The organism is Streptomyces luteogriseus, assembly GCF_014205055.1.
Classification (GTDB): Bacteria; Actinomycetota; Actinomycetes; order Streptomycetales; family Streptomycetaceae; genus Streptomyces; species Streptomyces luteogriseus.
On sequence record NZ_JACHMS010000001.1, the window covers coordinates 3,468,983 to 3,492,297 of the forward strand.

The window sequence follows — 23,315 nt, forward strand, 5'->3', positions numbered from 1 at the left end:
TTTTGAGGGGCACGTGCGCGTGCCCCTCTCGTAACCCGCACGGCGCTCTCTAGCATCGGCGCTATGTCCGGTCCCTCCCCGTTTGCCACCTGGTGGGCGACGTATGCGCTGGCGACCGGCATCGTGTCGGTCGGACTCGACTCCACGGGGTACGAGGTCCTCTCCCGCATCGCCCTCGCCCTGGCCTGCGCGGCCTGGCTGGTGGCGGCCGCGGGCCTCGCCCAGCGCAGGCACGGCCAGTGGCGGGCGGAGACGCCGGCCGCGCTCACCACCGTGGCCGCGACCGCCGTCCTCGGCACCGGCTTCTCCGCGGCCGGCCGGCAGCCCCTCGCCGAGGCACTGCTGGCGCTCGCCATGCTGCTCTGGGCGGTGCTGCTCACCGTGGAGGCCCAGGGGCGGCGCGGGACGGTGTTCCTGCGCTGCGTGGCCACCGAGGGGCTCGCCGTACTCGGCGCCACGCTCGCCGCGGCCGATGCGGTGGCCTGGCTCGCCCACGCGGCCCTGGTGCTGTTCTGGCTGGGACTCTCCCTCTACTGTCTCGCCCTGTTCCGCTTCCAGCCCCGGCAGGTGGAGGAGGGGTGCGGGGACCACTGGCTCGCGGCCGGCGCCCTCGCCGTCTCCGCCCTGGCCGGGGCGAAACTGCTCAGCGCCGACGGCCCGCGCCTGTATCTGTGGAACGAGGAGAACACCAGCGCCCTGCGCACGACGGTCGTCACTCTGCTCGTGCTCGCGCTGATCGCCTGCGTCGCCCTGCTCCTCGCCGAGCTCTTCTGGCCCCGGCACCACTACGACGTGCGGCGCTGGGCGACCGTGTTCGCCGCGGTCGTGACCGCCACGGCCGCCCTGGCGGTGGCCGCCGCGCTCGACGTCGCCTGGCTCGACGCCGCCGGGGAGGTGCTGCTGTGGATCGCGGTGGCCGCCTGGCTCGGGTGCACCGCCTGGGCTCTCACCGCCGCCCGGGCCGGCGCCCGGCGTTCCCAGGTCAGGTCCAGAGCACGGCGATGAAGATGTTCGCCGTGGTCAGCAGACCGACCAGGCCGAAGAGGCCCTTGTCCACCTTCTCTTCGTCCCGCTTCACGTAGACCAGGCCGAGGATCACGATCAGCAGGGCCAGCTTCACGCCGATCTTGATGTTGTTCACGGACTGGTCGTCGGCCTGGTTGAGGCCGACCAGGATCACACCGGTGACCAGCATCGTGAAGGCGCCGTGCAGCATCGCGGGGGTGAAGCGGGCGATACCCTCGCCCATCGCCTTCAGCTGGGTGAGAAAGCCACCCAGGAGCGAGGCGATGCCGATGATGTGGAGGCCGACGAAGAGGTGGATGAGTACGTCCATGGGGCCGGAGCCTAATCAGGCGCTCCTGGGGCACCCGACACCGGCCCACCGATGCATATATGCGCCCCATAGCACCCGATCACGGTCACTCGCTCCGAATTCGACGCATCGGTCATCACGCTGAGTGAAGTGGACGGCGCCACGGCGGGGTCACGATCGCATACGGTCACCGCCGGTCCTCTCACGTCACTTCCGCACACCCGCCACCGGCCCGGCACGGCGACGCTTAGCGTCCTCCACCAGGTGCCCGGCTCCCCACCGCCGCCCGGGCCAGGGGCGGCAGTCGGACACCACCGCCGAGAAGTCCGGCGGCGATCCGCTCCCCCTGTGCGGGCCGTCGCCGGACGCGCAGGCCGCCCGTCCGCTCCCCCGGCGGCCGCACACACCCCTCGGCGGTCGAGGAAAGGACGTGGCCTCCAGGTGGCAGCGCACCGCAAGCCCCGACAGCGCTCGATGGGTGGCAGCAAGGCCCGTACGGCCGCCACGATCGCCCTCGCGGGCGCGGCGACAGCGACGGGCTTCGACGGCACAGGACACGCCGAACCCCAGCTCAGCCCCGCCCAGGTCAAGGCCAAGGTGGACGAGCTGTACCAGGAGGCGGAGGTCGCCACCGAGAAGTACAACGGCGCGAAGGAGAAGGCCTACGCGGCCGGGCAGCGGCTCAAGGATCTCCAGGACCAGGCGGCGCGCAAGGAGGAGCGGCTCAACTCCGCTCGGGACGCACTCGGTTCGGTCGCCGCCGCGCAGTACCGCGCCGGGGGCCTCGACCCCGCGGTGCAGCTCGCCCTGTCCGACGACCCCGACCGGTACCTCGAGAACGCAGAGTTCGTGGAGCGGGTCGGCAACCGGCAGAACGCCGCCGTCGCGGGCGTACGCAATCAGCTGCGGGAGATCGAGCAGCTGCGCGGGGCCGCCCACATCGAGCTGACCTCGCTGAAGTCGCGGCAGAAGGAGCTGAAGCAGCACAAGAAGACGATCACCGGCAAGCTGGGCTCGGCACGGCAGCTGCTGTCCAGGCTCGGCGTGCAGGAACGTTCCCGGCCGGGTGCGTCGCCCGACCGCGCCTCCCGCTCGACGGGCGCGCGGGACACCCTCGCCGCCCCGGGCTCCGCCTCGTCGCAGGCGCCCAACCCCCGTGCCGCCGCGGCCGTCTCCTACGCCTACCAGAAGCTCGGCAGCCCCTACGTCTGGGGCGCCACCGGCCCGAACGCCTTCGACTGCTCGGGCCTCGTCCAGGCCGCGTACCGGGCCGCGGGCGTCTCCCTCCCCCGCACGACGTACTCCCAGATCACCGCGGGCCGCCGCGTCTCCCGCTCCGAACTCCTCCCCGGCGACCTGGTCTTCTTCTACGCCGGCATCAGCCATGTCGGCATCTACGTCGGCAACGGGCGGATGATCCACGCGCCGAACCCCTCCGCGCCGGTGCGCGTCGCCCCGCTGGACGAGATGCCGTTCGCCGGGGCGACCCGGGTCGTGTGAGCGCCGGAGTCAGACCAGCCGGCGAGCCGTCGCCCAGCGCGTCAGCTCGTGCCGGTTCGACAGCTGGAGCTTGCGCAGCACCGCCGAGACATGCGACTCGACCGTCTTCACCGAGATGTACAGCTGCTTGGCGATCTCCTTGTACGCGTAGCCCCGCGCGATGAGCCGCAGCACCTCGCGCTCGCGCTGGGTCAGGCGGTCCAGGTCCTCGTCGACCGGCGGCGCGTCCGTGGAGGCGAAGGCGTCCAGGACGAAGCCGGCCAGCCGCGGGGAGAAGACCGCGTCGCCCTCCTGGACGCGGAAGACGGAGTTCACCAGGTCCGTGCCGGTGATCGTCTTGGTGACGTACCCTCGGGCCCCGCCGCGGATCACGCCGATCACGTCCTCCGCCGCGTCCGACACGGACAGCGCGAGGAAGCGGACCGGCTGCTCGGCGTCGCCCATCAACGGGGCGCAGCGGCGCAGCACTTCCACACCGCCCCCGCCCGGCAGATGCACATCGAGGAGGACCACCTCGGGCCGGGTCGCGGTGATGACCGTGACCGCCTGGTCGACGTCCGCGGCCTCGCCGACGACCTCGACTCCGGTCTGCTCGGTCTGCCCGATCTCGGCCTGGACCCCCGTGCGGAACATGCGGTGGTCGTCCACGAGGACCACGCGCACGTGCCGCCCGGGGCCGCCGCCCGACTCCGCGGGTCCGGCCGCCTCCGCCGATCCCGCCGTACCGTTCGCCTCGGTCGGGTCGCTCATGACGTCTTCTCCGCCCTCTCCATCTCCAGCTCGACCTCCGTGCCGCCGTCCGGCACCGCGCGCAGCCGCGCCGTACCGCCGTTGCGCTCCATGCGGCCGATGATCGATTCTCTGACACCCATCCGGTCGGCGGGTATCGAGCCGAGGTCGAAGCCGGGGCCGCGGTCCCGGACGGACACGAAGACCGTCTTCCCCTCGACCTCGGCGAAGACCTGTACGGCGCCGCCCTCGCCACCGTACTTGGCGGCGTTCACCATTGCTTCCCGCGCGGCCTGCATCTGCGCGGAGATCCTCTCGTCGAGCGGGCAGTCGCCCACGACCACGACCTCGATGGGCACGCCGTGCTTGTCCTCCACCTCGGCCGCGTTGTGCCGGACGGCGTCGGCGAGGGTGGTGGGCTCGTCGGCCTCGTCCTTGCCGGTGCCCTCGGGCTTGTAGAGCCAGGTGCGCAGGTCGCGCTCCTGGGCGCGGGCCAGGCGGCGGACCTCGTTCGCGTTCTCCGCGTTGCGCTGTATCAGGGTGAGGGTGTGCAGCACCGAGTCGTGCACATGGGCGGCGACCTCCGCACGCTCCTGGGCCCGGATGCGCATCAGGCGCTCCTCGGAGAGGTCCTGCGTCATGCGCACCAGATAGGGCCCGGCGAGCAGCGTTATCCCGACGAGGACCGCGAGGGCCGCCTGCAGGACGGATCCGAGGTGGGCCGCGGAACCTTGCAGGACGAAGATGCCGGAGACGCCGGCCGTCACCAGCAGCACGCCGCCCACCGAGCGCAGCAGCGTGACCGTGCGCCGGCGGCGGCCGACCTCGGCCCAGCGGGCCCGGCGGGCGTTGTCCGCCTGCCGCCAGACCAGGGCGACGCCCGCGCCGACGAACACCATCGGCCAGAGGTACGCCCTGGCTCCGCCGCTGAGGTTCACATTGCCCACGAAGACCATGGCCACCACGACCATGAGGAGCAGGGCCACGATCTGACCCTTGTCGGGTCTGCGCGCGACGAGCCTGCGGCGGCCGTCGGACGAGGTCTCCGCGGTCAGGGGGGAGGGCGGCTTCTGCGCCTCGACACCGCCGACGCCGAGCGGGACGAAGAACCAGAACGCGGCGTACAGCAGCGCGCCGAGGCCGTCGGCCATGAACAGGCCGACGAAGACCAGTCGCACCCAGATCACGGGCAGCCCGAGATGCCCGGCGAGGCCCCGCGCCACGCCCCCGAGCCAGCGTCCGTCACTGCTGCGGTAGAGCTTGCGCGGCGGCCGCGGTTCGGCGAGTGGCGCTGCTGCGGCTTCCGACATGCCATTGATGGTCACATGTGCGGGAGGCGGGAGCATCAGGGTCGACCCCTAGAGCTCCCCTGATCTCCGCGGACCGCCCCTCGAACGCTTCCCGAGCGGCTTCTCAGGGCCGATATCAGGGTCCGGCCAGGGTCGTTCCGACTCCCGCCGGGGCGCCGCGCCCGTCACCATGGACCCATGACCGATCACGAGCACGCCGCGACGGGTCCGGGACCCGGCTCCGGCCCACGCCCCGCTCCGGGCGCCGGGCCGCAGGATGCCGCGCCCGCCGCGGGATCCGCACCCGGGCGCGCGGGCGCGGGAGAGCAGGGAGGAGCACCCGGTACGGCCGCCCCCGCCGAGGACGCCGCCCCGGCCGGGCCGCCCCACACCTTCCGCCGCGACCGCCGCCACAAGGCCCTGGCCGGCGTCTGTGCCGGACTCGGGCGGCAGTGCGACATGGACCCGGTGATCTTCCGCATCACCCTCGCCGTGCTCTCCGCCACCGGCGGCATCGGCCTCCTCTTCTACGGCTTCGCCTGGCTCTTCGTCCCGTACGACGACGAGGACGAGAACGAGGTCCGCAAGCTGCTCACCGGCCGCGTCGACGGCCAGGCCCTGGCGGCCGTGCTGTTCGCGCTGGTCGGCTGCGGGGTGTTCCTGACCATGCTGCACAACGGCGGGGTGCTGACCTTCGCCGTCGTCCTCTCCCTCCTCCTCGCGGGCGCCGGTTACTGGTCGCGCCAGCGCGGCGCCCTCAGCCCCGACCCGCTGGCCGCCCAGGCCGCGGCCGACGCCCCGCCGGAGCCCCAGGCACCGCCGGTGCTCCTCACCACGCCCTCCTGGTGGCGCGACCCGATCGTCAAGGACGGCACCCACATCGGCGGCACGGGCTATCTGTGGGGCCCTCGCGACACCCACGACCTGGATGTCGCCGCGGCCGTCAACATCAGCCTCGGCACCCGGCCCGGTTCCCGCGAGGACATACCCGCCCAGCGCCCCCGGCCGCCCCGGCCGCGCGGCCCGCGCTGGATCGGCGGCTGGGTCTTCCTGCTGGCCCTGCTCGCGGGAGCCCTGGGCACGAGCCGCACCTGGGACGGGCATCCGCTCGGCACCAGCCTGCAGACGGGGCTGGCCTGCGCGCTCGCCGTCCTGGGCCTGGGCATGGCCGTCAGCGCCTTCCTGGGCCGGACCGGCGCCGGCTCGGTCTTCCTGGCGGTCCTCACGGCTGGCCTGCTCGCGGGCGCGGCGGCGCTGCCCAAGGACATCGACACCCACTGGGCGCGCACCACCTGGCAGCCGGCCACGGTGGCGGACGTACGGCCGCGATACGACCTGGGCACGGGCGTCGGCACGCTGGATCTGAGCAAGCTGGACGTGTCGGGGAAGCAGACGGTGACGACGCAGGCGGAGGTCGGCATGGGCAAGCTCAGAGTGCTCGTGCCCGAGGGAGTGACGGTGCGGCTGGACGTCGAGGTGGGAATCGGCGATCTCCAGCTGCCGGGCGACGACCCGAAGGACGTGGACGTGCAGCCGGGACGGCACAAGGAGATCACCCTCTCCCCCGCCGAGGGCGTCGAGAAGTCCGGCACCGTCGACCTGGACCTCCAGGTCGGGATGGGACAGGCGGAGGTGACCCGTGCTACGTCATGAAGTCCAGCCCGGAAAGCTGATCGCCGGCAGCGTCCTCATCCTGACGGGCGTCCTCTACGCCGGTGACGCGGGCGGCGCCTGGGAGACCCCGTGGTTCGTGGCGATCCCCCTCGTCACGGGCGGGCTGTGCCTCGCGGGTGCGGTGGCGCTTCTGACGGGCCGGGCGCGCCGGCGCCGCCAGGGGGGCCGTACGGGCGCGGACCCGGCTTGACGGGGAGCTGCGGCTCGCTACCGGTACCCGCGGCCCGCGCTACCTGTACCCGCCGGTCCGCTGCCGTCGCCGTGACCGTAGCGCGGCGTCGAGGGACAGCAGGGGCGCGCCCGCGAGGATGAGGGGGGTCCAGGCCATGAGGTAGGCGAGGTCGTTGCCGTAGTAGTACGGGTCGGAGGCCCAGCTGACGGTCAGCCACAGGCTGAGGGAGATCAGCGCGCCGCCGAGTGCGGCCAGCCGGGCGAGCAGACCGAGCAGGGTTCCGATGCCGACGGCCAGTTCCCCGAAGGCGATGGCGTAGCCGAAGCCGACGGGGCTCTTGAGGGAGAGGTCGACCAGGGCGGGAATGGCGGAGGAGTCCCGTACGGCACGCATCATGTCGCCGATCGATCCGGTGCCGGAGTCCTTCATGAAGGCACTGTCGGTGAGCTTGTCCAGGCCGGCGTAGATGAAGGTGACGCCCAGGAAGATGCGCAGCGGCAGCAGGGCGTAGCGGGCGGCGCTGTCCCGCCGGCCTCCTCCCTCACCGAAGTGGGGGGAGTGCGTGTCCGTTCGCATACTGTGAGTCATCGCTGCTAGCCGCCTCTCGCCGGTGCCGAGACCCCCTCAACAGACCATACGTACGACGAACGGACCGCGCTCAATCCCGCGCGGGCCGCTTTTGTGGTCCCGCCGGTGGGGCCGGGGGCGTGAAGGGCGTTGCGGAGGTGCCGTCGCTCACTCCGTCACGTCGACCGCGTAGCGGTTCGTCTCCACTCCCGCCGCCGTGACCACCTGCACCTCCACCCTCCCCGGTTCCACATCCGCCGGCACCGGCACCGTCAGGAGGGTGTCCGTGGGGTTGCGGAACCCGCCGGGTACGGGGATCAGGGGCACGTGGACGTGGACCGCGCCCACGCGCACCACCATCCGGGCCAGCCGGTCGGCCCCCTGTGCCCCCGGCGGCACGAATCCGGCACCCCGGATCTCGATGTCGTCGCCCGTGCGGATCGGCCCGTCCAGGTCGCCCGCCTCCCGGGCCCGGACGACGGAGAGGACGACCGGCCGGCCGCCTTCGGCGTATTTGCCGGCCAGATACGTCGCCGCCGACACCAGCACCACCACCGCCAGCCCCCACGGCAGGTCCGGCAACTGCTCCGGCCGCCGGGCCAGCCGTACCGCCGCGAAGACCAGGGCGACACCGCTGATCACGACGTACTGGATGTCGGCGAAGGTTCCCCGCCCCGCGTCGTCGGTCAGCAGGTCGGCGGCCCGGGGCCGGTCGGCGCGCACCTTCTGCAGCCGTTGTCCCAGCACCCGCAGCCCGACCACCCGCCGCACGAGCACGGCGATCCCGCACAGCACGGCGAGGACGGTCACGATCCCGGCGCCCCGGGCGAGATCCAGCCCGGAGATCAGCGCGTCCCGGTCCCGCTGCCGGGAGGCGGCGGCCAGCCGTCCCGCGAGGACGAGCACCGAGTAGGCCACGAAGACCACCCACGCCGCGGCGACCGTACGGGACGTGGACAGCCGGTTGTCCTCACCGATCACCGGCGCCAGCACCCCGCCCTTGGCCCGGTGGAACCACGACCCGGCGGTCAGCGACAGGGCCATCAGCAGCGCCGCGGCCAGCCCGGCCGTACGCGCCGCCGTCCAGCCCGCGCCGACCGCGGTGAGGGCCTGGCAGAGCAGCAACAGCACCACGGCGGCCCAGACCACGGCCGCGGTGCGGCGCCACAGACCGGTCAGCCAGGCTTGTCCCTCGGCTCGTCCCCGCTCGGCGACGTGCTCGGCGGACTGCGCCAGTTCCTCGGAGACCCACTGGCGGGAGGCCGATGCGGAGTGGGCCACCGCGGCCGGCAGCCCCTGCCCGGCCGCGAACTCGTCCCGTCGGCGCAGGAACGCCGCGACGGCCCGCCGGTGCCCTTCACGCGCGCCGTGCGGGCAGTCCCCACAGGCGCATCCGCCTCCGTGGTCGCCGCCGGACCCGCCCGGGCGCCCACCGGTGTGCCCACCGGCGTAGTGACCCGAGTACCCCTCGGTATACGCACCCGCCCGCGTGCCCGCGTACCCGCCCGGGTCCGCGCCGCCCTGTCCCGCCTCCCGCATCGCCACGCCCGATGTCCGCCTTCCCGCGACCCAACCACCGCCGGCCTTCCGGACCCCGGAAACACCGCTGTACAACTCCCGTGCGACGACAGCGAATTGTGCCCTACACCACCCGCCTGACGTCCGCCCCGTCTGGTCAACACGGGTGAAGTTCGGCGTGCCGTGTTGACCCGGCTGGGGGAATTCCCCTATGGCCGAGATCATCCAGCGTGACGGGGCCTGGGCCTTCGACGGCGACACGGTCCGGATCACGCCCGGTCTGCACCGCTCGGTGCCGCTGTTCCGGCAGACGTACGGAGAGGTCGCCGTGCCGCTCGCGGCGGTCTCCGGCATCGTCCTGGAACCCGAACGACGGGGCGGGCGGCTGCGGTCGCGGCTGCGCGAGGGCGCCGACCCGTTGCTCCAGGCGACGAGGAGTTCGCCCTGACGAAGGCGGCGGTGCTGCGGACCTTCTGAGGCCTGCCCCTAGCTCAGCAGTCCCGGCTCACTCCGGCTGACGTCCTCCCACATGGGCTGGTAGTTGATCCACGCCACCAGGTCGCCGCCCAGCTGCTCCCGTGTCGCCACGGCCATCCGGTGATCGATCCGGACCGGCCGCCCGGCCGCCTGGGCCGTCAGCTGCACCTGGCAGGAGCGCTCCATCGACACGAACCACCAGGCAGCCGCGTCCACCGAGTCCCCGACGGTCAGCAGCCCGTGGTTGCGCAGCACGAGCGCCTTGCGGGAGCCGAGCACGGCCGCGATGCGCCGCCCCTCTTCCGCGTCGACGGAGACGCCCGTGTACGTGTCGTAGAGGGCGTGGTCCTCGTAGAAGGCGCAGCTCTCCTGGGTGATCGGCTCCAACAGCTCGCCGAGGGCCGCGAGGGCCCGGCCGTGCACGGAGTGACAGTGGGCGACGGCGACCACGTCGGGCCGGGCGGCGTGGACCTGGGCGTGCACGGTGAAGGCCGCCTGGTTGACGTGGTAGCCGCCCTCGACGACCTGGCCGTCCTGGTTGGCGAGCACGAGGTCGCTCACGGTGACGTGCCGGAACGGCATGCCGAACGGGTTGACCCAGAAGCAGTCGGTGAATTCCGGGTCGCGGGCGGTGATGTGCCCGGAGACGCCGTCCTCGAAGCCGAGCCGGCCGAAGATCCTCAGGGCGCCCGCGAGCCGTTCCTTGCGGTGCCGGCGCTCGTCCTCGACCGACTCGTGCATCGGCGGCATGGCGAACCGCAGCCGGTCGGTGGGCAGCGGCAGGGGCGGGGTGGGCCCGCTCATAGGTCCTCCAGCACTGGTTCTGCGTACGGGCGGAAGTTACCGTCCGTGAGGCCGGGAAGAACAGAAGCGAATCGTGAAGATGACACGAGCGCCCCTGTGAGCACCCTGTGCCCACTCGTGTGCCCCCTGGCTCCCCTACCCCACGAATAGCCGACAGAAGATGTCGGGTTTCGGCGCGACACTCGTGCCATGACAGCGAACTGGGCGACTTTCGTCACCGCCGAACCGGATCTGGCCGGCACCGTCGAGAAGCGTTTCGGCGCCTACACCCACCACATCCTCGCCACCCTCCGTAAGGACGGTTCGCCCCGCACCAGCGGCCTGGAGGTGCGCTTCCTGAACGGCGAACTGTGGCTCGGCATGATGCCGGACTCGCTCAAGGCCCTCGACCTGCGCCGCGACCCCCGCTTCGCGCTCCAGGCGAACCCCGGGGATGGCACGGGCATGGGCGGCGGCGACGTCCGGATCAGCGGCCGGGCGGTCGAGGTCGACGACGTGGAGACCAAGGCCGGATACGTCGAAGAGGTGGAACCGCCGGAGCCGTTCCACCTCTTCCGCACCGAGCTGACGGAGGTCGTGAGGACCTACATCGAGGACGAGACGTACCTCGTCGTCCAGATCTGGACGCCCGGCCATCCCCTGCGCACGATCAAGCGCACGTAGGAAGCACCAGGGAGGAAGCCCCCAGGGGGGTCACTCCCACTCGATCGTGCCCGGCGGCTTCGAGGTCACGTCGAGGACGACGCGGTTGACGTCCTTCACCTCGTTGGTGATCCGCGTGGAGATCCGGGCGAGGACCTCGTACGGCAGGCGTGACCAGTCGGCCGTCATGGCGTCCTCGGACGAGACGGGGCGCAGCACGATGGGGTGGCCGTAGGTGCGGCCGTCGCCCTGGACGCCGACGCTGCGGACGTCGGCGAGCAGGACGACCGGGCACTGCCAGATGTCGCGGTCGAGGCCGGCCGCCGTCAGCTCCTCACGGGCGATGGCGTCGGCCTCGCGCAGCAGGTCCAGGCGCTCCTTGGTGACCTCGCCGACGATCCGGATACCGAGGCCGGGGCCGGGGAACGGCTGGCGCTGGACGATCTCCTCCGGCAGGCCGAGCTCTTGCCCGACCATGCGGACCTCGTCCTTGAAGAGCTTGCGCAGCGGCTCGATCAGCTGGAACTCGAGGTCCTCGGGCAGGCCGCCCACGTTGTGGTGGGACTTGATGTTGGCGGTACCGGTGCCGCCGCCGGACTCGACGACGTCCGGGTAGAGCGTGCCCTGTACGAGGAACTCCACGGCCGGGCCCTCATCGGCGATGATCTCTGCCTGGGCCTGTTCGAAGACCCGGATGAACTCGCGGCCGATGATCTTCCGCTTCTCCTCGGGGTCGGAGACCCCGGCCAGCGCCTTGAGGAACCGCTCCTCCGCGTCCACGACCTTCAGCTGCACGCCGGTCGCGGCCACGAAGTCCTTCTCGACCTGCTCGGTCTCGCCCTTGCGCATCAGGCCGTGATCGACGTACACGCAGGTCAGCTGGGAGCCGATGGCCTTCTGGACGAGGGCCGCGGCGACCGCGGAGTCCACGCCGCCGGACAGGCCGCAGATGGCGCGCCGGTCGCCGACCTGCTCGCGGATCGCGGCGACCTGCTCCTCGATGACGTTGCCGGTCGTCCAGTTCGGCGTGAGCCCCGCGCCCCGGTACAGGAAGTGCTCCAGCACCTGCTGCCCGTGCGTGGAGTGCATCACCTCGGGGTGGTACTGAACGCCGTAGAGCTTCTTCTCGTCGTTCTCGAAGGCGGCGACCGGTACGACGTCCGTGGAGGCCGTGACGGAGAAGCCCTCGGGGGCGGCGGAGCAGGCGTCGCCGTGCGACATCCAGACGGGCTGCTCGGCGGGGGTGCCCTCGAAGAGGGTGGAGGACACCTTGGAGACGTGCAGGTCGGTGCGGCCGTACTCGCGGGCGCCGGTGTTGTCGACGGTGCCGCCGAGGGTGCGCGCCATCAGCTGGAAGCCGTAGCACATGCCGAAGACGGGGACGCCGGCCTCGAAGATCTCGCGGTCCAGGCTGGGCGCGCCCTCCGCGTAGACCGACGAGGGGCCGCCGGAGAGGATGATCGCAGCGGGGTTCTTGGCGAGCATCTCCTGGACCGGCATGGTGCTCGGCACGATCTCGCTGTAGACCCGCGCCTCGCGGACGCGACGGGCGATGAGCTGGGCGTACTGCGCGCCGAAGTCGACGACCAGGACGGTGTCGGCGGCGTTGGCAGCGGGAGTCGCTGATGACACGGGGTGCCTTCCGGCGGTGGGGCGGGGGTCTTGTGCCACCCGATTCTACCGGGGGGCCGCCGCGCTCTTTCCGTGTGCCGCAGGACCGCCCCCGTCTCAGGATGCGAACCGGCTTGGACGGCCTCCGGAGGCGGTGCATACTTGCCCCCATGCTCAAGCACCAGACGTTCGTCTTTACCTATGGCATCCGGCCCGCCGGACGCCATGGTCGTGCTGCTTGAGCAACTGACAAGCGACTTACCAGGCGCCCCGGGCCGACAAGGCCCGGGGCGCCTGTCGTCGTCCGGGCCCTGCCGCCCCGGGGCAGCCCCTGACCACCAGGAGCCCCTTATGACCGCCATCGACGTGACCGGCGCCCGCACGACCGAGGCCGCCGACGTGATCACCGGAGCGCGCGAGCGGATCGACGCGCTCGACGACCGGATCATCGGCCTGATCCAGGAACGGGTGGCCGTCTCGGCCGTCATCCAGGAGGCACGGATCGCCTCCGGCGGCCGGCGCGTGAACCTCTCCCGTGAGATGGACGTCCTCGGCCACTACAGGGAGGCGCTGGGCAAGCCGGGCACCGCGCTCGCGATGACCCTGCTGGAGCTGTGCCGCGGCAAGATGTCAACTACCCGGCTCTAAAGCGCCGGGCTTGCGCAACGGGCACCACTGGCGGTGATGCTTCGTTCGCGTCCAGCCCCGTCCCGCGGGCGCGGTGGTGGGGCGGGGGCCGTTGACTGGGCCCCGCGTCGCCACAACTCCCACGCGCGGGCGCGGATGTTGCGGGAGCCGTTCCGGTCTGCGTGATCAACGAATCCGCAGCACCGGCACGCGAACCAGGGCTGCGAGACCCGGTTCGCCTGGTCGATGTGCCCGCACTCGGCGCAGGTACGAGAGGTGTACGCCGGATCGACGTACACCACCAGCACTCCCGCCTGCCGGGCCTTGTACGCGATGAAACTGCCCAGTTGGTGGAAGGACCAGCTGGAGTGGGTGGCCCGTTGGGGCTTTCGGAGCCGTACCCGTTCACGGATGCCCGTCAGATCCTCCAGGGCGATCCCGCGACCGGTGCGTTCAGCCTCGGCCACCACATGCTTCGCAATCTTGTGGTTGATGTCCCTCGCCCGTCGCGCCTCCTGGCGCCTGCGTCTCGTCAGGCGACGCTTGGCGGACGGGGTGTTCTTCTTCTGGAGTTTGGTGCGCAGGGTCCGTTCCCGGATGCGGGCTCGGTTGATCTCGCGTCCGGCCATGATCTCGCCGTCGGAGGTCGTGGCAATGTTGACAATGCCCAGGTCGACGCCGAGGAAGTCGTGCGGATCGGTGTTCGGCTCGGGCTCGGGGACCTCACAGGTCGCCAGCAGGAACCACGTGCCGTCCCGGCACACCAGGTCCGACTCGCCCTTGCGGTACAGGGCCAGTGTGGCCAGCTGCTCCGGGGACGCGGTGAAGGCCACGTCCTTGATGCGCCCGGCCACGGTCCAGATCGAGACCCGCTGCCCGCCGATCTGCCAGGACAGCATCCGATCGTCGTACGGCTGCGCACCTTCCGGCCGGAAGACGATCGGCTTCTCGGTGGCCTTCCGGTACCGCTTCGAGCCGGGCCTGCCCAGATTCCCCGCCGTCAGGTTCGCCTTCAGCGTGGCGTACGCGTCACACGTCTTCTTGATCACGTGCTGGGCGGCCTGCGCCCCCAGCCCCCACCGCGCCTTGACCTCGCCGTAGGCGTGCTCACGCAGCGCGAAGTTCCGCTTCACGTCCTTCTCGAACGCCACCCCGCTAGCCCAGGTGGCCGCCTCGTTGCAGGCGCGCAGAGTCGCCTCAAGTGCCGTCGCCTGCTCCGGCGTCGGCAGCAGCCTCACCTGCACGGTCAGCTTCACGATCACCCAACGTACACACACGTACGACCACCCACCGCATGTTCCCCTTTTGATCAGCCGACCGGGTGAACCCGTCATCGCGCGCCCTCCGGCTCCGCCGAAGAATCCCCAGGGCTGTACCCCTGGGGATGGTCGCAAGAACAAGCTGAAACCGCACTCATGGGACAGACGTACGCCCCCGCCTCACCCGTACGGCGCGTGACCGTCCCGGAGCCGCATCGTTGGTCCCGGTGTCCGTGCCAGCCAGGCGCGGGCCCGAAAGAACCACGCGTGGCTCACTGGGGCGATGAGACGCACGGATCGTGCCGTGCGTCGTGGGACCTCGCTCCAGGGAGTGACCGGACGGCAGGGGACAGCAGCCCGGTCACCCAAGAGAACGGCCGGCTCCGGGGACGCCCGGGGCCGACCGGCGGACCTTGCATAAATGCACAAGTCCGGGTCAAACGGTTGCGGGCGCCGCGTTCATCAAGCACGATGCCTACACGGTCCAAGTCCCCCAGCGGGCACCCGCATTACCCCAATGCCAGAGGTACAGACCAGCGGCGCACCCCCCCCCCGGCGCCGCTTCCAGGCACCGGCGCAGCCCTGACGTCGGTGCTGACGAGAAGAAGGGCCCTGCGGCTCCACCCCGCAGGGCCCTTCGCTCGGCTCAGGTGCGGGTCACCGTCCCGCAGTCGCCGCCGTCGCCGTGTTCGAGGGGCTTGCTCCGGTCGTACGGGTCCGTCGCCGGGCCGCTCGGGTCAGGGCCCGCGGACGTGCTCGACGCGAACTCCGGGTGCAGGTAGCCGTCGTAGACGAAGCAGGAGGAGTTGCCTATCTCCTGGTCGTAGTTCATCAGGAGCAGGCGGCCGGGGGTGACCTTGTAGCGGGCGGGGTCGGCGACTTCGACGTCGAGGACCCGGCGCACGATGGTGCGGGTGACCTCGGTGGGGCCGTCCGCCCGGACGACGGGGTAGACGAAGGTGTAGTCGGCGTGCACCGCCACGCCTCCTTGCGTGCCCTTCTTGATCGTCATGTGCCCGCGGGTCTTGATCACGTCGCCGGCCGGCCGCACCTTGGCGGGGTCGAAGCGGCTGAACAGCGTCACCGGGTCGTGCTTCCTGCTCGGGGAGCGCAGCCCGGTGTCGAGGTCGTCGAGGAGCCCGGGCTGCTTGGGGTCGAGCACGGAGAGCGCGGCCTCGGGGCGGGCCCCGCGCACGGCCTTCGGGTCAAGATTGGCCCCGACCAGCAGCTTCTTCGTCAGTTTCAGCGCCTGTTCCACCCGGTCCGCGGAGACCGCGCCGACGGCCTTCGCCTCCGGCAGGACGATGCCGGCCTCGCCGTCGGCCCAGCGCTCGGCCGGGGAGCCGGCGAAGGGCCGGTCCAGGGTGGGGGTTTCGGGGTCCGACGCACCCGGAGCGGCGGTGGGGGCGGCCGTCTCGTCGGGCAGCGGTGAGGCCTCCGCGGCCTCGGACTCCCCGGGGCCGAAGGGGTCGCCGGGCAGCAGCGACGGCTTCAGGGCCACCAGCACCACGGCGGCGGTGACCACCACGCCGAGGACGGCCCACAGCTTGCGTCGCCGGGCGGCCCTGCCGTCCATCTCCTGCCAGGCGGGACCGGTACGCCACCCCGGCGGCAGCTCGCCCCGGGTGTCCTGCTCACGCAGCCGCTCGGTGACCATACGGGCTCGGGCGGACGGTTCCTTGGGGGCGGAGGAACGGATGTCGCGTTCGCTGTCCTCGAGGAACTTCTCCCACATGTCGTCGGGTATGGACGACGAGGAGGAGCCGCCTTCTTCACCGGGGCCGGGTCTGGGCCCTTCTGACGGTCTGTCGGCCATGATTCTTCGCGCTTTCTCGTGATCTCCTGTCGGACGGCCGAGCGTACGTCAGCCCTCGGACACGGACCCGCGTGTCGTCGTCATTGCTCCACCGGGTCCGGCCTGTCGGGACCGAACCAGGACTCCGGCCTGCCCTCCGAGACATACGGCAGGGCATCGAAGCGGACCGGGCCAGTCGAGAGTGCGGTAGGTCTCCACCGTCTCGGCGACCCACTTCCCGAGACTCCAGACCGGGTGAGCGGGATGGTCGAAGTGCAGGTGGAAGTTGATCCGGACCGGCTCGTACCCGTCGATGAACTCCTTGTAGTCATCAGGGAACCCGACGCCCAGCTCGCGTTCCAGGGGCGTCCACGCCTCCGGGCTCCTTCGGTGCGGCGGTGCGCCCAGTAGCGCGGCCAGCCTCTCCCTGTCACTCATATGTCACCTCCTGGGGCATTCGGCAGGCCCTGTGGTGGTACCGCCCGGGACCTCGTGCGCCGCGCCGACAGGTCTGTGACGCAGGACACATAAAGTCCTTGTTAGGGCCAGCACAACCATTCACTGTCTTCACTGATCAAACACGGCGTACCAAGGGCCACTCCCGCGCCCCACACGCGGAGGCCTCCCCCAACGTTCGTACCGCATCCCGCGGTACGCCGGACTCTCCGAGGTCTTCATGAAGCTTCGCCGCGCCATGGCAGCAGCGGCCGCTACGGCGGTCATAGCCCCGGTGGCACTGCTCGCGGCACCGGCCGCGTACGCGACCGACGAAACGACGCCCACGCCGAGCGCGTCGGTGAGCGAGTCCGCTCCCGAGACGTCGCCCTCGCCGTCGGTGAGCGAGTCCGCTCCCGAGACGTCGCCGGCTCCGAGCACGTCCGTGAGCGAGTCCGCTCCCGAGACGTCCAGCTCGCCGAGCGCGTCCGCCAGCGTGTCCTCCCCGGCGCCCAGCGCCTCCGAGCCCGAGGAGTCGGAGTCCCCCGACCCCGAGCCGTCGGTGTGCGAGGACACCAAGGTCGACGTCAGCATCTCCGGCCTGCCCGGCAAGATCGCGGCGGGCAGCGGCTGGCACAAGTTCTCGCTGAACGTGCTGAACAACTCCGACTCCACGCTGAACGACCTCGACTTCTTCGCCGGGGCCTCCCCCGACAAGAACGGCGAGGAGCTGTTCACCAGCAAGCAGGTCCAGCTCCAGGCCTGGGACCCCGCGGACAAGACCTGGGTCGACCTCAACGAGGGCGGCTACGCGGTCGGCTACGTCGGCTACACCGACGAGCTGAAGCCCGAGTACGAGGTCGACATCCCGCTGCGCCTCAACGTCAGCAAGTCCGCCCCGGTCGGCGCCGGCTTCTCGCTCGGCGCGACGATCTACGGCGACAACGACGCCGAGTGCACCGGCTTCGGCGACGTGTCGTACAAGTTCCAGATCGTCTCCGCCGGTACCGACACCGGCGGCACCAAGCCGCAGGAAGGCGGCAAGGCCCCCGTCACCGACGAGAAGCCGAGCGGCAACACCCCGGAGGTCACCGGCAGCCTCGCCGAGACCGGCTCCAGCTCCGCCCTGCCGATGATCAGCCTCGTCGGCGGTGCCGCGGTCGTCGCCGGTGCCGGCGCGATCTTCGTGGTCCGTCGCCGCAAGGCCGGCGTCCAGGCGTAAGCCACAGCGGCCGACAGGCCGTTGCACCAAGCAGAAGAGGGACCTGCGCTCGGAGGGGGGCGCAGGTCCCTCTTCTGTCTTCCCGGGTCGCTCAGTTCTTCGGCGGTACGGCCGGCATGCCGAGGAACGGCAGCCGCAGCGCGCCGAACGCCTCCGCCGGGACGGCCGGGGACTTCGGCTCGACGGGCTGGAGCCGCTCGTAGGCCGTGCCCTGCTGCGGGCGCGGGTCCTCCTCGCCCTTGTTGGGCCAGTACGACATCGCCCGCTCGGCCTGGGCGGTGATGGTGAGGGACGGATTGACGCCCAGGTTCGCGGAGACCGCGGCGCCGTCGACGACCGAGATGCCGGGGTGGCCGTAGAGGCGGTGGTACGGGTCGATCACGCCGGACTCGCGGGAGTCGCCGATCGGGCAGCCGCCCAGGAAGTGGGCGGTGAGCGGGGTGCCCATCAGTTCGCCGACGTTGGAGCCCGCGAAGCCGTTGATCTCGGCGGCCAGCGCCGACGCGCCCTCCGTCGCGGCCTTGATCTGCTTCGGGTTCGGGGCGCCGTGCCCCTGGCGGGCGGTGAGCAGTCCGCGGCCCACACCCGACGGTTTCACGTACGTCGTCAGGGAGTTGTCCAGCGACTGCATCACCAGGCCGATGATGGTCCGCTCCGACCAGCGGCGGTTCGACAGCGAGCGCAGTACCAGCAGCGGGTGCTTCGCCGCGTTGGCAAGGAAGCCCAGGACCCGCGAACTGCCCGAGTTCGTCCCCGCGTACGGCACCTGGAGGATGGACAGGCCGCCCATCGAGTTGGAGCCCTTGCCGTAGCGGACCGGCTCGATGTGGGTGTTGGCGTCGGGGTGGATGGAGGACGTGATGGCCACGCCCCGGGTGAAGTCGGCCTTGGGCGCGCCGTGCGCCTTGCGGTAGCGCCGGTCGTCGGTCTGGGCGCCGACCAGGGCCTCGGAGTTGGTGCGGGTCAGCTCACCCAGCTTGTCCGAGAGGTACGGCAGCCGGCCGCCCGCCTTCATGCGGTGCAGCAGGGTCTGGGTGCCGTAGGTGCCGGCGGCGAGGACCACCCGCTGCGCCGTGTAGGTGCGGCCCTTCTTCTTGCCGCGGTCGTCGGTGGGCAGGGTGGCGACGGCGTAGCCGCCGCGCGAGTCGTCGGTGACCGACACGACCGTGGTCATGGGGTGGACGACCGCGCCCGCCTTCTCGGCGAGGTGCAGGTAGTTCTCGTTGAGGGTGTTCTTGGCGCCGTGGCGGCAGCCGGTCATGCACTCGCCGCACTCCGCGCAGGCCTTGCGGGACGGGCCCGCGCCGCCGAAGTACGGGTCGGGCACCTCCTGGCCCGGCTTGGCCTTCGCCGAGCCGTCGGCGTCCTCGCCGTCGCCGAAGAAGACGCCGACCGGGGCCATGTGGAAGGAGTCGCCGCAGCCCATGCGCTCCGCGGCGGCCTTCAGATGGACGTCGGAGGGGGTCATGGTCGGGTTGAGCCGCACGCCCAGCATGCGCCGGGCCTGGTCGTAGTACGGCGCCAGCTCGTCCTGCCAGTCGGTGATGTCACGCCACTGGGGGTCCTCGAAGAACGGCTTCGGCGGGACATAGAGGGTGTTGGCGTAGTTCAGGGAGCCGCCGCCGACGCCCGCGCCGGCCAGGACCATGACGTTGCCCAGCAGATGGATGCGCTGGATGCCGTACATGCCGAGCTTCGGGGCCCAGAGGTAGTTCTTGAGGTCCCAGGAGTTCTTCGGGAGGGTCTCGCGGGTGAAGCGCCGGCCGGCCTCAAGGACGCCGACCTTGTATCCCTTTTCCGTGAGGCGCAGGGCGGTCACCGAGCCGCCGAAGCCGGAACCCACGACGATGACGTCGTAGTCGTAAGCGTCCTGAGGCACGTGCCGTCTCCCCTTTGAGTGGCTGAAGCGAGGATCGTCTACCGGAACCGGAACGCCTTCATCAGGCGGAGGCTGCGGCTCATGAACTGGGCGTACTTCTCGTCGTCCATGCCGAGGGAGGGGGCCATCGGCAGGATGCGCTGGTGGGCGACCGTCTGGGCCTCGGTGTACTTGAGGATGCCCTCGGAGCCGTGGCGGCGGCCGAGGCCGGAGTCCTTCATGCCGCCCATCGGGGACTGGACGCTGCCGTAGGCGGGGGCGTAGCCCTCGTTGATGTTGACCGTGCCGGTGCGCAGCCGGGCGGCGATCTCCTGGCCGCGGCGGCCGTTGCGCGTCCAGACCGAGGAGTTCAGGCCGTACGCCGTCGCGTTGGCGCGCTCGATCACCTCGTCCTCGCTCGTGAAGCGGTAGACGGAGACGACCGGGCCGAAGGTCTCCTCGTCGCAGACGGACATGTCCGTGGCGACCCCGTCGAGGATCGTGGGCTCGAAGAAGTACGGGCCGATGTCGGGGCGGGCCACACCGCCCGCGACGACCTTCGCGCCCTTGGCGACGGCCTCCTCCACGTGCCGCGTGACCGTCTCGAGCTGGCGCTCGCCGACCAGGGACCCCATCTCGGCGCCGTACGCCAGGGACGTGCCGAGGCGCATCGCCTTCGTGCGGGCGGCGAAGCGCTCCAGGAAGGCGTCCGCGATCGACTCGTGGACGTAGAGCCGCTCGATGGAGATGCAGAGCTGGCCGGCGGAGGAGAAGCAGGCGCGGACGGCGCCGGCCGCGGCCTTCTCGATGTCGGCGTCCTCCAGGACCAGCATGGCGTTCTTGCCGCCGAGTTCGAGGGAGACGCCCACCAGCCGGGCCGCCGCGCCCTGGGCGACCTCGCGGCCGGTGCGGGTGGAGCCGGTGAAGGAGACGTAGTCGGCGTGCCGGACGACCTCGGGGCCGATGACCGGGCCGTCGCCGAGGACGGCTTGGAAGACGTCGGCGGGCAGGCCGGCCTCGATCAGCAGGTCACGGGCCCACAGGGCGGTCAGGCAGGTCTCCGTGTCCGGCTTCATGACGACGGCGTTGCCCGCGACGAAGGCCGGGAGGGCGTCGCCGACCGACAGCTCCAGGGGGTAGTTCCAGGGGGCGATCTGGCCGACGACACCGCGCGGGTGGCGCAGCTCGGTGACCTTCGTCAAGGTCGGCACGGCGCCGGCGTGCCGCTTGGGCCGGAGGTAGGCGGGGGCCTTGCGGCCGTAGTGCCGGGCGGCGACCGCGACGGCCAGGACCTCCTCGTGGGCGTGCAGCCGGGCCTTGCCGGTCTCCAGCTGGATGAGGTCGAGCACCTCGGCCTGGCGCTCCAGCACCAGGTCGTGGAAGCGGAGCAGGACGGCGGCGCGCTGCCGTACGGGAGTCTGCGCCCATACGGTCTGGGCGGTGCGGGCCGCTTCGAAGGCCTTCGCCACGTCCTCGGGCGTCGACTCCGGGAGGTCGGCCAGCTTCTCGCCGGTGAACGGCGTGTGGTTGGCGGTCCGGCCGGAGCCGGCGACGCCCTTGGTGAGCTGGGCGACCAGCTCGGGCGTGACCACGTCCGCGGCGGTGCGGGCGCCCTCCGGGGCGGGGGCGAGGGGGTTCGTACCGGTGGGTGCCGTGCCGGTCTCTGCCGTCTTCTCTGCGGCCTGCGCGTCCGTCATGAGGCGCAGGGTATGCCGCGACGCAGGCTTTGGGTACCCGTCGGTAATACGGCTTCACCGAGTGCTCACACGACGCCAGTGACTGCTGGCAACAAACGTGCTGATCAGGACGTTGTGCGGTGGCCGGTTGAGGTGATTCGGCCTTTTACGATCCCGGGGCGCTGCCGAGCCGCTCCCTGGCCCCCTCGAACACCGAGGTGCCTTCTTCCTCTTCCGGCGTGCCCCTGGGCATGTCGACGCGCAGTTCGTACATGCGGTCGTCACCGGTGCGCGCGATCAGCCGCATGACCCGTCTCGGGGTTTCGCCCCGGAGGTACGCCGTGTCGGCGAGGGCGGCCTCCCGGCCCTGGACGCTGGTGCGGGTGTACCGCGCCTTCCCCTGGGCGCCGTCCGCCTTCCTGGCCTGGTCCATCGGCGTTGCCGGGGCCTTGTCCCAGGAGAGGAGACGGACCTGGATCGTGCCCGTCCGTCCGTCGCCGTAGAGCGCCGTGCGGGGCTGGTCGGACGCGCTGCCGGTGCGCTCGAGTGGGCGGTAGTGGGGCGGCAGGTGGAGAACGGCCGCCATGTCCGACTCGGGGTGCGGGATCCAGACGCCGGCCACGTCGGCGACCTGTCCGGCGCTCTCCGCGCTGCTGGGCTCGGCGAGTTGGGTGACGGCCCCGATGCCGCCGGCGAGCAACGCGGAGAGGAGCGCGAGGGGGCCGGGGCGGAGGAGGCTCTGGCGGGCGGCGGTCGCAGGAGCGTCTTGGGCGGCGTCAGGGGCGGAAGCGGGCCGGGGCGTGGGTACGGGGCCTGACGCCGCGGCGGGGGACGGGGCCGGCCGGCCGGAGGCGGCGGCGGGGGACGGGTCTGGGCCGGAGGGCACTGCGGCGGGGACAGGGGCGGTCTGCCCGGAGGGCCCTGCGGGGGACACCGGGCCTGTCTGCCCTGCGGGAAATGCGGCGGACACCGGGCCTGTCTGCTCGGCGGGCACCGCGTCACTCTGCCCGAAGGGCACCGCGGCGGACACCTGGCCGGTCTGTCCGAAGGGCACCGCGGCCGGTGTCGGCTCGGCCTGTCGCGAAGGCGCACGGCCGGGGTGTCGGGCGGCACGGTCGTCGGGGGTGCGTATCTGTTCGGCCGGCCGCGGCCGTTCGGCTTGCCGCGTCCGCTCGCCCGGTGCCGGTCCCGCCACCGCCTCCAGATCCTTCGCGACCTCCTCGGCGACCGGCCGCCGGTCGGGGTCGGCCACCAGCAGTCGCGTGATCAGCGGCCCGAGGGGGCCGGCCCGTGTCGGTTCGGGCGGCTCGGCGGCGAGGATCGCGGCGAGCGTGGCCTCCGGCGTGGTCCGCAGGAACGGAGACGAGCCCTCGACGGCCGCGTACAGCAGAGCGCCCAGCGACCACAGGTCGGACGCGGGCCCCGCGATGCGGCCGGACATCCGCTCGGGGGCGACGAACTCCGGCGAGCCCGCGGCGGACTCCCCGCTCGCGGTGAGGAAGCCCTCGCCCTGGACATGGGCGATACCGAAGTCGGTGACGACGACCCGCCCGTGCGGGCCGAGCAGCACATGGGCGGGTTTCACGTCCCGGTGCACGATGCCGACGGAGTGCGCCGCGCGCAGGGCACCGAGCACGGCCAGCCCGATCCGGGCGGCTTCGCGCACGTCGACCGGACCGCGCCGGAGCATCTCGCGCAGGGACTCGCCGGGCACCAGCTCCATGACGATCCACGGCAGCCCGTCGAGCGCCTCGGCCGCGTCGAGTTCGTCGGGGCCTACGGGGCCCGGTCGTTCGGACCGCTGCTCCGCCTCGACGACCACGTCGTGAATGGTGACGGCTGCGGGGTGGTCGACACGGGCGGCGGCCCGGGCCTCGCGGTGGAGCCGGTGGGCCGCCCGCCGGTGACCCTCGTCGTCCGGGCCGCCCGGCAACCGGGGCTGTCTGACGGCGACTTCACACTCGGCGTGTTCGTCCTGGGCCCGCCAGACGGTGCCCGTGCCGCCGGAGCCGATGCGCTCGATCAGCCGGTACCGTCCGCCGACCAGCCGGCCCCGGGCGTCGTCCGTCCCGCCCCCGTCGTTGCTCATGCCCCATCAGTACCCCGCGGGACGCACCCTTGTCGACGCGGGTCGATTTCAAGGCA

Annotated in this window: 20 protein-coding genes and 1 pseudogene; 8 read left to right on the forward strand and 13 right to left on the reverse strand. The window is 71.8% G+C overall.

From position 1 onward, the window contains the following. Positions 1-63 precede the first annotated feature (63 nt). The gene (locus BJ965_RS14905; protein ID WP_184909092.1) at positions 64-1,005 is read left to right on the forward strand and encodes an SLAC1 family transporter; all 942 of its coding nucleotides are present in this window, start codon (positions 64-66) and stop codon (positions 1,003-1,005) included. Here the strand turns inward: BJ965_RS14905 and BJ965_RS14910 are convergent. Continuing rightward, positions 983-1,336, reverse strand: a complete 354-nt coding sequence (locus BJ965_RS14910) for a hypothetical protein (protein ID WP_184909093.1) — start codon at positions 1,334-1,336, stop codon at positions 983-985. The two genes, BJ965_RS14905 and BJ965_RS14910, sit on opposite strands and share 23 nt — an antisense overlap. Before the next feature lie 420 nt (positions 1,337-1,756). Here BJ965_RS14910 and BJ965_RS14915 point away from each other — a divergent pair, with 420 nt between their 5' ends. Beyond that, positions 1,757-2,815: a C40 family peptidase gene (locus BJ965_RS14915; protein WP_184909094.1), complete on the forward strand. Its 1,059-nt coding sequence runs from the start codon at positions 1,757-1,759 to the stop codon at positions 2,813-2,815. 9 nt (positions 2,816-2,824) lie between these two features. Here the strand turns inward: BJ965_RS14915 and BJ965_RS14920 are convergent, their stop codons facing one another. After that, positions 2,825-3,565 carry a LuxR C-terminal-related transcriptional regulator gene (locus tag BJ965_RS14920; protein ID WP_030841980.1) on the reverse strand — a complete coding sequence of 247 codons (741 nt, stop codon included), beginning with the start codon at positions 3,563-3,565 and terminating at the stop codon, positions 2,825-2,827. Continuing rightward, on the reverse strand, positions 3,562-4,854 hold the full coding sequence (locus BJ965_RS14925) for an ATP-binding protein (RefSeq protein ID WP_184909095.1): 1,293 nt from the start codon (positions 4,852-4,854) through the stop codon (positions 3,562-3,564). The genes BJ965_RS14920 and BJ965_RS14925 overlap by 4 nt, the downstream gene beginning before the upstream one ends. A gap of 177 nt (positions 4,855-5,031) precedes the next feature. Here BJ965_RS14925 and BJ965_RS14930 point away from each other — a divergent pair, with 177 nt between their 5' ends. Both BJ965_RS14930 and BJ965_RS14935 read left to right on the forward strand, forming a co-directional pair. Continuing rightward, positions 5,032-6,486 carry a PspC domain-containing protein gene (locus tag BJ965_RS14930; protein WP_184909096.1) on the forward strand — a complete coding sequence of 485 codons (1,455 nt, stop codon included), beginning with the start codon at positions 5,032-5,034 and terminating at the stop codon, positions 6,484-6,486. Then, a complete protein-coding gene (locus BJ965_RS14935) occupies positions 6,473-6,697 on the forward strand; it encodes a hypothetical protein (protein ID WP_184909097.1) in 225 nt (74 codons plus the stop codon). The genes BJ965_RS14930 and BJ965_RS14935 overlap by 14 nt, the downstream gene beginning before the upstream one ends. A gap of 39 nt (positions 6,698-6,736) precedes the next feature. Here the strand turns inward: BJ965_RS14935 and BJ965_RS14940 are convergent, their stop codons facing one another. Both BJ965_RS14940 and BJ965_RS14945 read right to left on the reverse strand, forming a co-directional pair. Next, entirely contained in the window at positions 6,737-7,267 is a 531-nt protein-coding gene (locus tag BJ965_RS14940; protein ID WP_030841961.1) for a DoxX family membrane protein, read from the reverse strand. A 147-nt stretch (positions 7,268-7,414) separates the two neighbouring features. Next, a complete protein-coding gene (locus BJ965_RS14945) occupies positions 7,415-8,791 on the reverse strand; it encodes a hypothetical protein (protein WP_313666871.1) in 1,377 nt (458 codons plus the stop codon). A 184-nt stretch (positions 8,792-8,975) separates the two neighbouring features. Between BJ965_RS14945 and BJ965_RS14950 the strand changes: the two are divergent. Next, positions 8,976-9,197, forward strand: a pseudogene (locus tag BJ965_RS14950) (DUF4429 domain-containing protein); the annotation flags it as partial. 53 nt (positions 9,198-9,250) lie between these two features. Here the strand turns inward: BJ965_RS14950 and BJ965_RS14955 are convergent. Continuing rightward, complete coding sequence (locus tag BJ965_RS14955; RefSeq protein ID WP_031108514.1) at positions 9,251-10,045, reverse strand: class II aldolase/adducin family protein; 795 nt, start codon at positions 10,043-10,045, stop codon at positions 9,251-9,253. 189 nt (positions 10,046-10,234) lie between these two features. Between BJ965_RS14955 and BJ965_RS14960 the strand changes: the two genes are divergently transcribed. Further along, entirely contained in the window at positions 10,235-10,708 is a 474-nt protein-coding gene (locus BJ965_RS14960) for a pyridoxamine 5'-phosphate oxidase family protein (RefSeq protein WP_184909098.1), read from the forward strand. 30 nt (positions 10,709-10,738) lie between these two features. Here BJ965_RS14960 and guaA read toward each other — a convergent pair whose 3' ends face one another. Then, positions 10,739-12,319, reverse strand: coding sequence for a glutamine-hydrolyzing GMP synthase (gene guaA / locus BJ965_RS14965; RefSeq protein WP_184909099.1), 1,581 nt, complete (start codon positions 12,317-12,319; stop codon positions 10,739-10,741). 204 nt (positions 12,320-12,523) lie between these two features. On the opposite strand from guaA, the gene BJ965_RS14970 reads away from it, so the two are divergent. Further along, on the forward strand, positions 12,524-12,946 hold the full coding sequence (locus tag BJ965_RS14970; RefSeq protein WP_281402996.1) for a chorismate mutase: 423 nt from the start codon (positions 12,524-12,526) through the stop codon (positions 12,944-12,946). Here BJ965_RS14970 and BJ965_RS14975 read toward each other — a convergent pair. From BJ965_RS14975 to BJ965_RS14985, 3 genes are all read right to left on the reverse strand, one after another. Further along, positions 12,943-14,181 carry an RNA-guided endonuclease InsQ/TnpB family protein gene (locus BJ965_RS14975; protein WP_184909101.1) on the reverse strand — a complete coding sequence of 413 codons (1,239 nt, stop codon included), beginning with the start codon at positions 14,179-14,181 and terminating at the stop codon, positions 12,943-12,945. The two genes, BJ965_RS14970 and BJ965_RS14975, sit on opposite strands and share 4 nt — an antisense overlap. A 649-nt stretch (positions 14,182-14,830) precedes the next feature. Further along, positions 14,831-16,000 carry a hypothetical protein gene (locus BJ965_RS14980; RefSeq protein WP_184909102.1) on the reverse strand — a complete coding sequence of 390 codons (1,170 nt, stop codon included), beginning with the start codon at positions 15,998-16,000 and terminating at the stop codon, positions 14,831-14,833. Between the two features lie 48 nt (positions 16,001-16,048). Further along, the gene (locus BJ965_RS14985; RefSeq protein WP_184909103.1) at positions 16,049-16,417 is read right to left on the reverse strand and encodes a hypothetical protein; all 369 of its coding nucleotides are present in this window, start codon (positions 16,415-16,417) and stop codon (positions 16,049-16,051) included. 238 nt (positions 16,418-16,655) lie between these two features. Here BJ965_RS14985 and BJ965_RS14990 point away from each other — a divergent pair, with 238 nt between their 5' ends. Continuing rightward, complete coding sequence (locus tag BJ965_RS14990; protein WP_184909104.1) at positions 16,656-17,636, forward strand: LAETG motif-containing sortase-dependent surface protein; 981 nt, start codon at positions 16,656-16,658, stop codon at positions 17,634-17,636. Between the two features lie 91 nt (positions 17,637-17,727). Here BJ965_RS14990 and BJ965_RS14995 read toward each other — a convergent pair whose 3' ends face one another. The 3 genes from BJ965_RS14995 to BJ965_RS15005 form a co-directional block, all read right to left on the reverse strand. Beyond that, positions 17,728-19,515 carry a GMC family oxidoreductase N-terminal domain-containing protein gene (locus BJ965_RS14995; protein WP_184909105.1) on the reverse strand — a complete coding sequence of 596 codons (1,788 nt, stop codon included), beginning with the start codon at positions 19,513-19,515 and terminating at the stop codon, positions 17,728-17,730. Between the two features lie 38 nt (positions 19,516-19,553). Then, complete coding sequence (locus BJ965_RS15000) at positions 19,554-21,191, reverse strand: succinic semialdehyde dehydrogenase (protein WP_184909106.1); 1,638 nt, start codon at positions 21,189-21,191, stop codon at positions 19,554-19,556. Positions 21,192-21,336: 145 nt separating this feature from the next. Next, complete coding sequence (locus tag BJ965_RS15005) at positions 21,337-23,259, reverse strand: serine/threonine protein kinase (protein WP_184909107.1); 1,923 nt, start codon at positions 23,257-23,259, stop codon at positions 21,337-21,339. Positions 23,260-23,315: the final 56 nt, after the last annotated feature.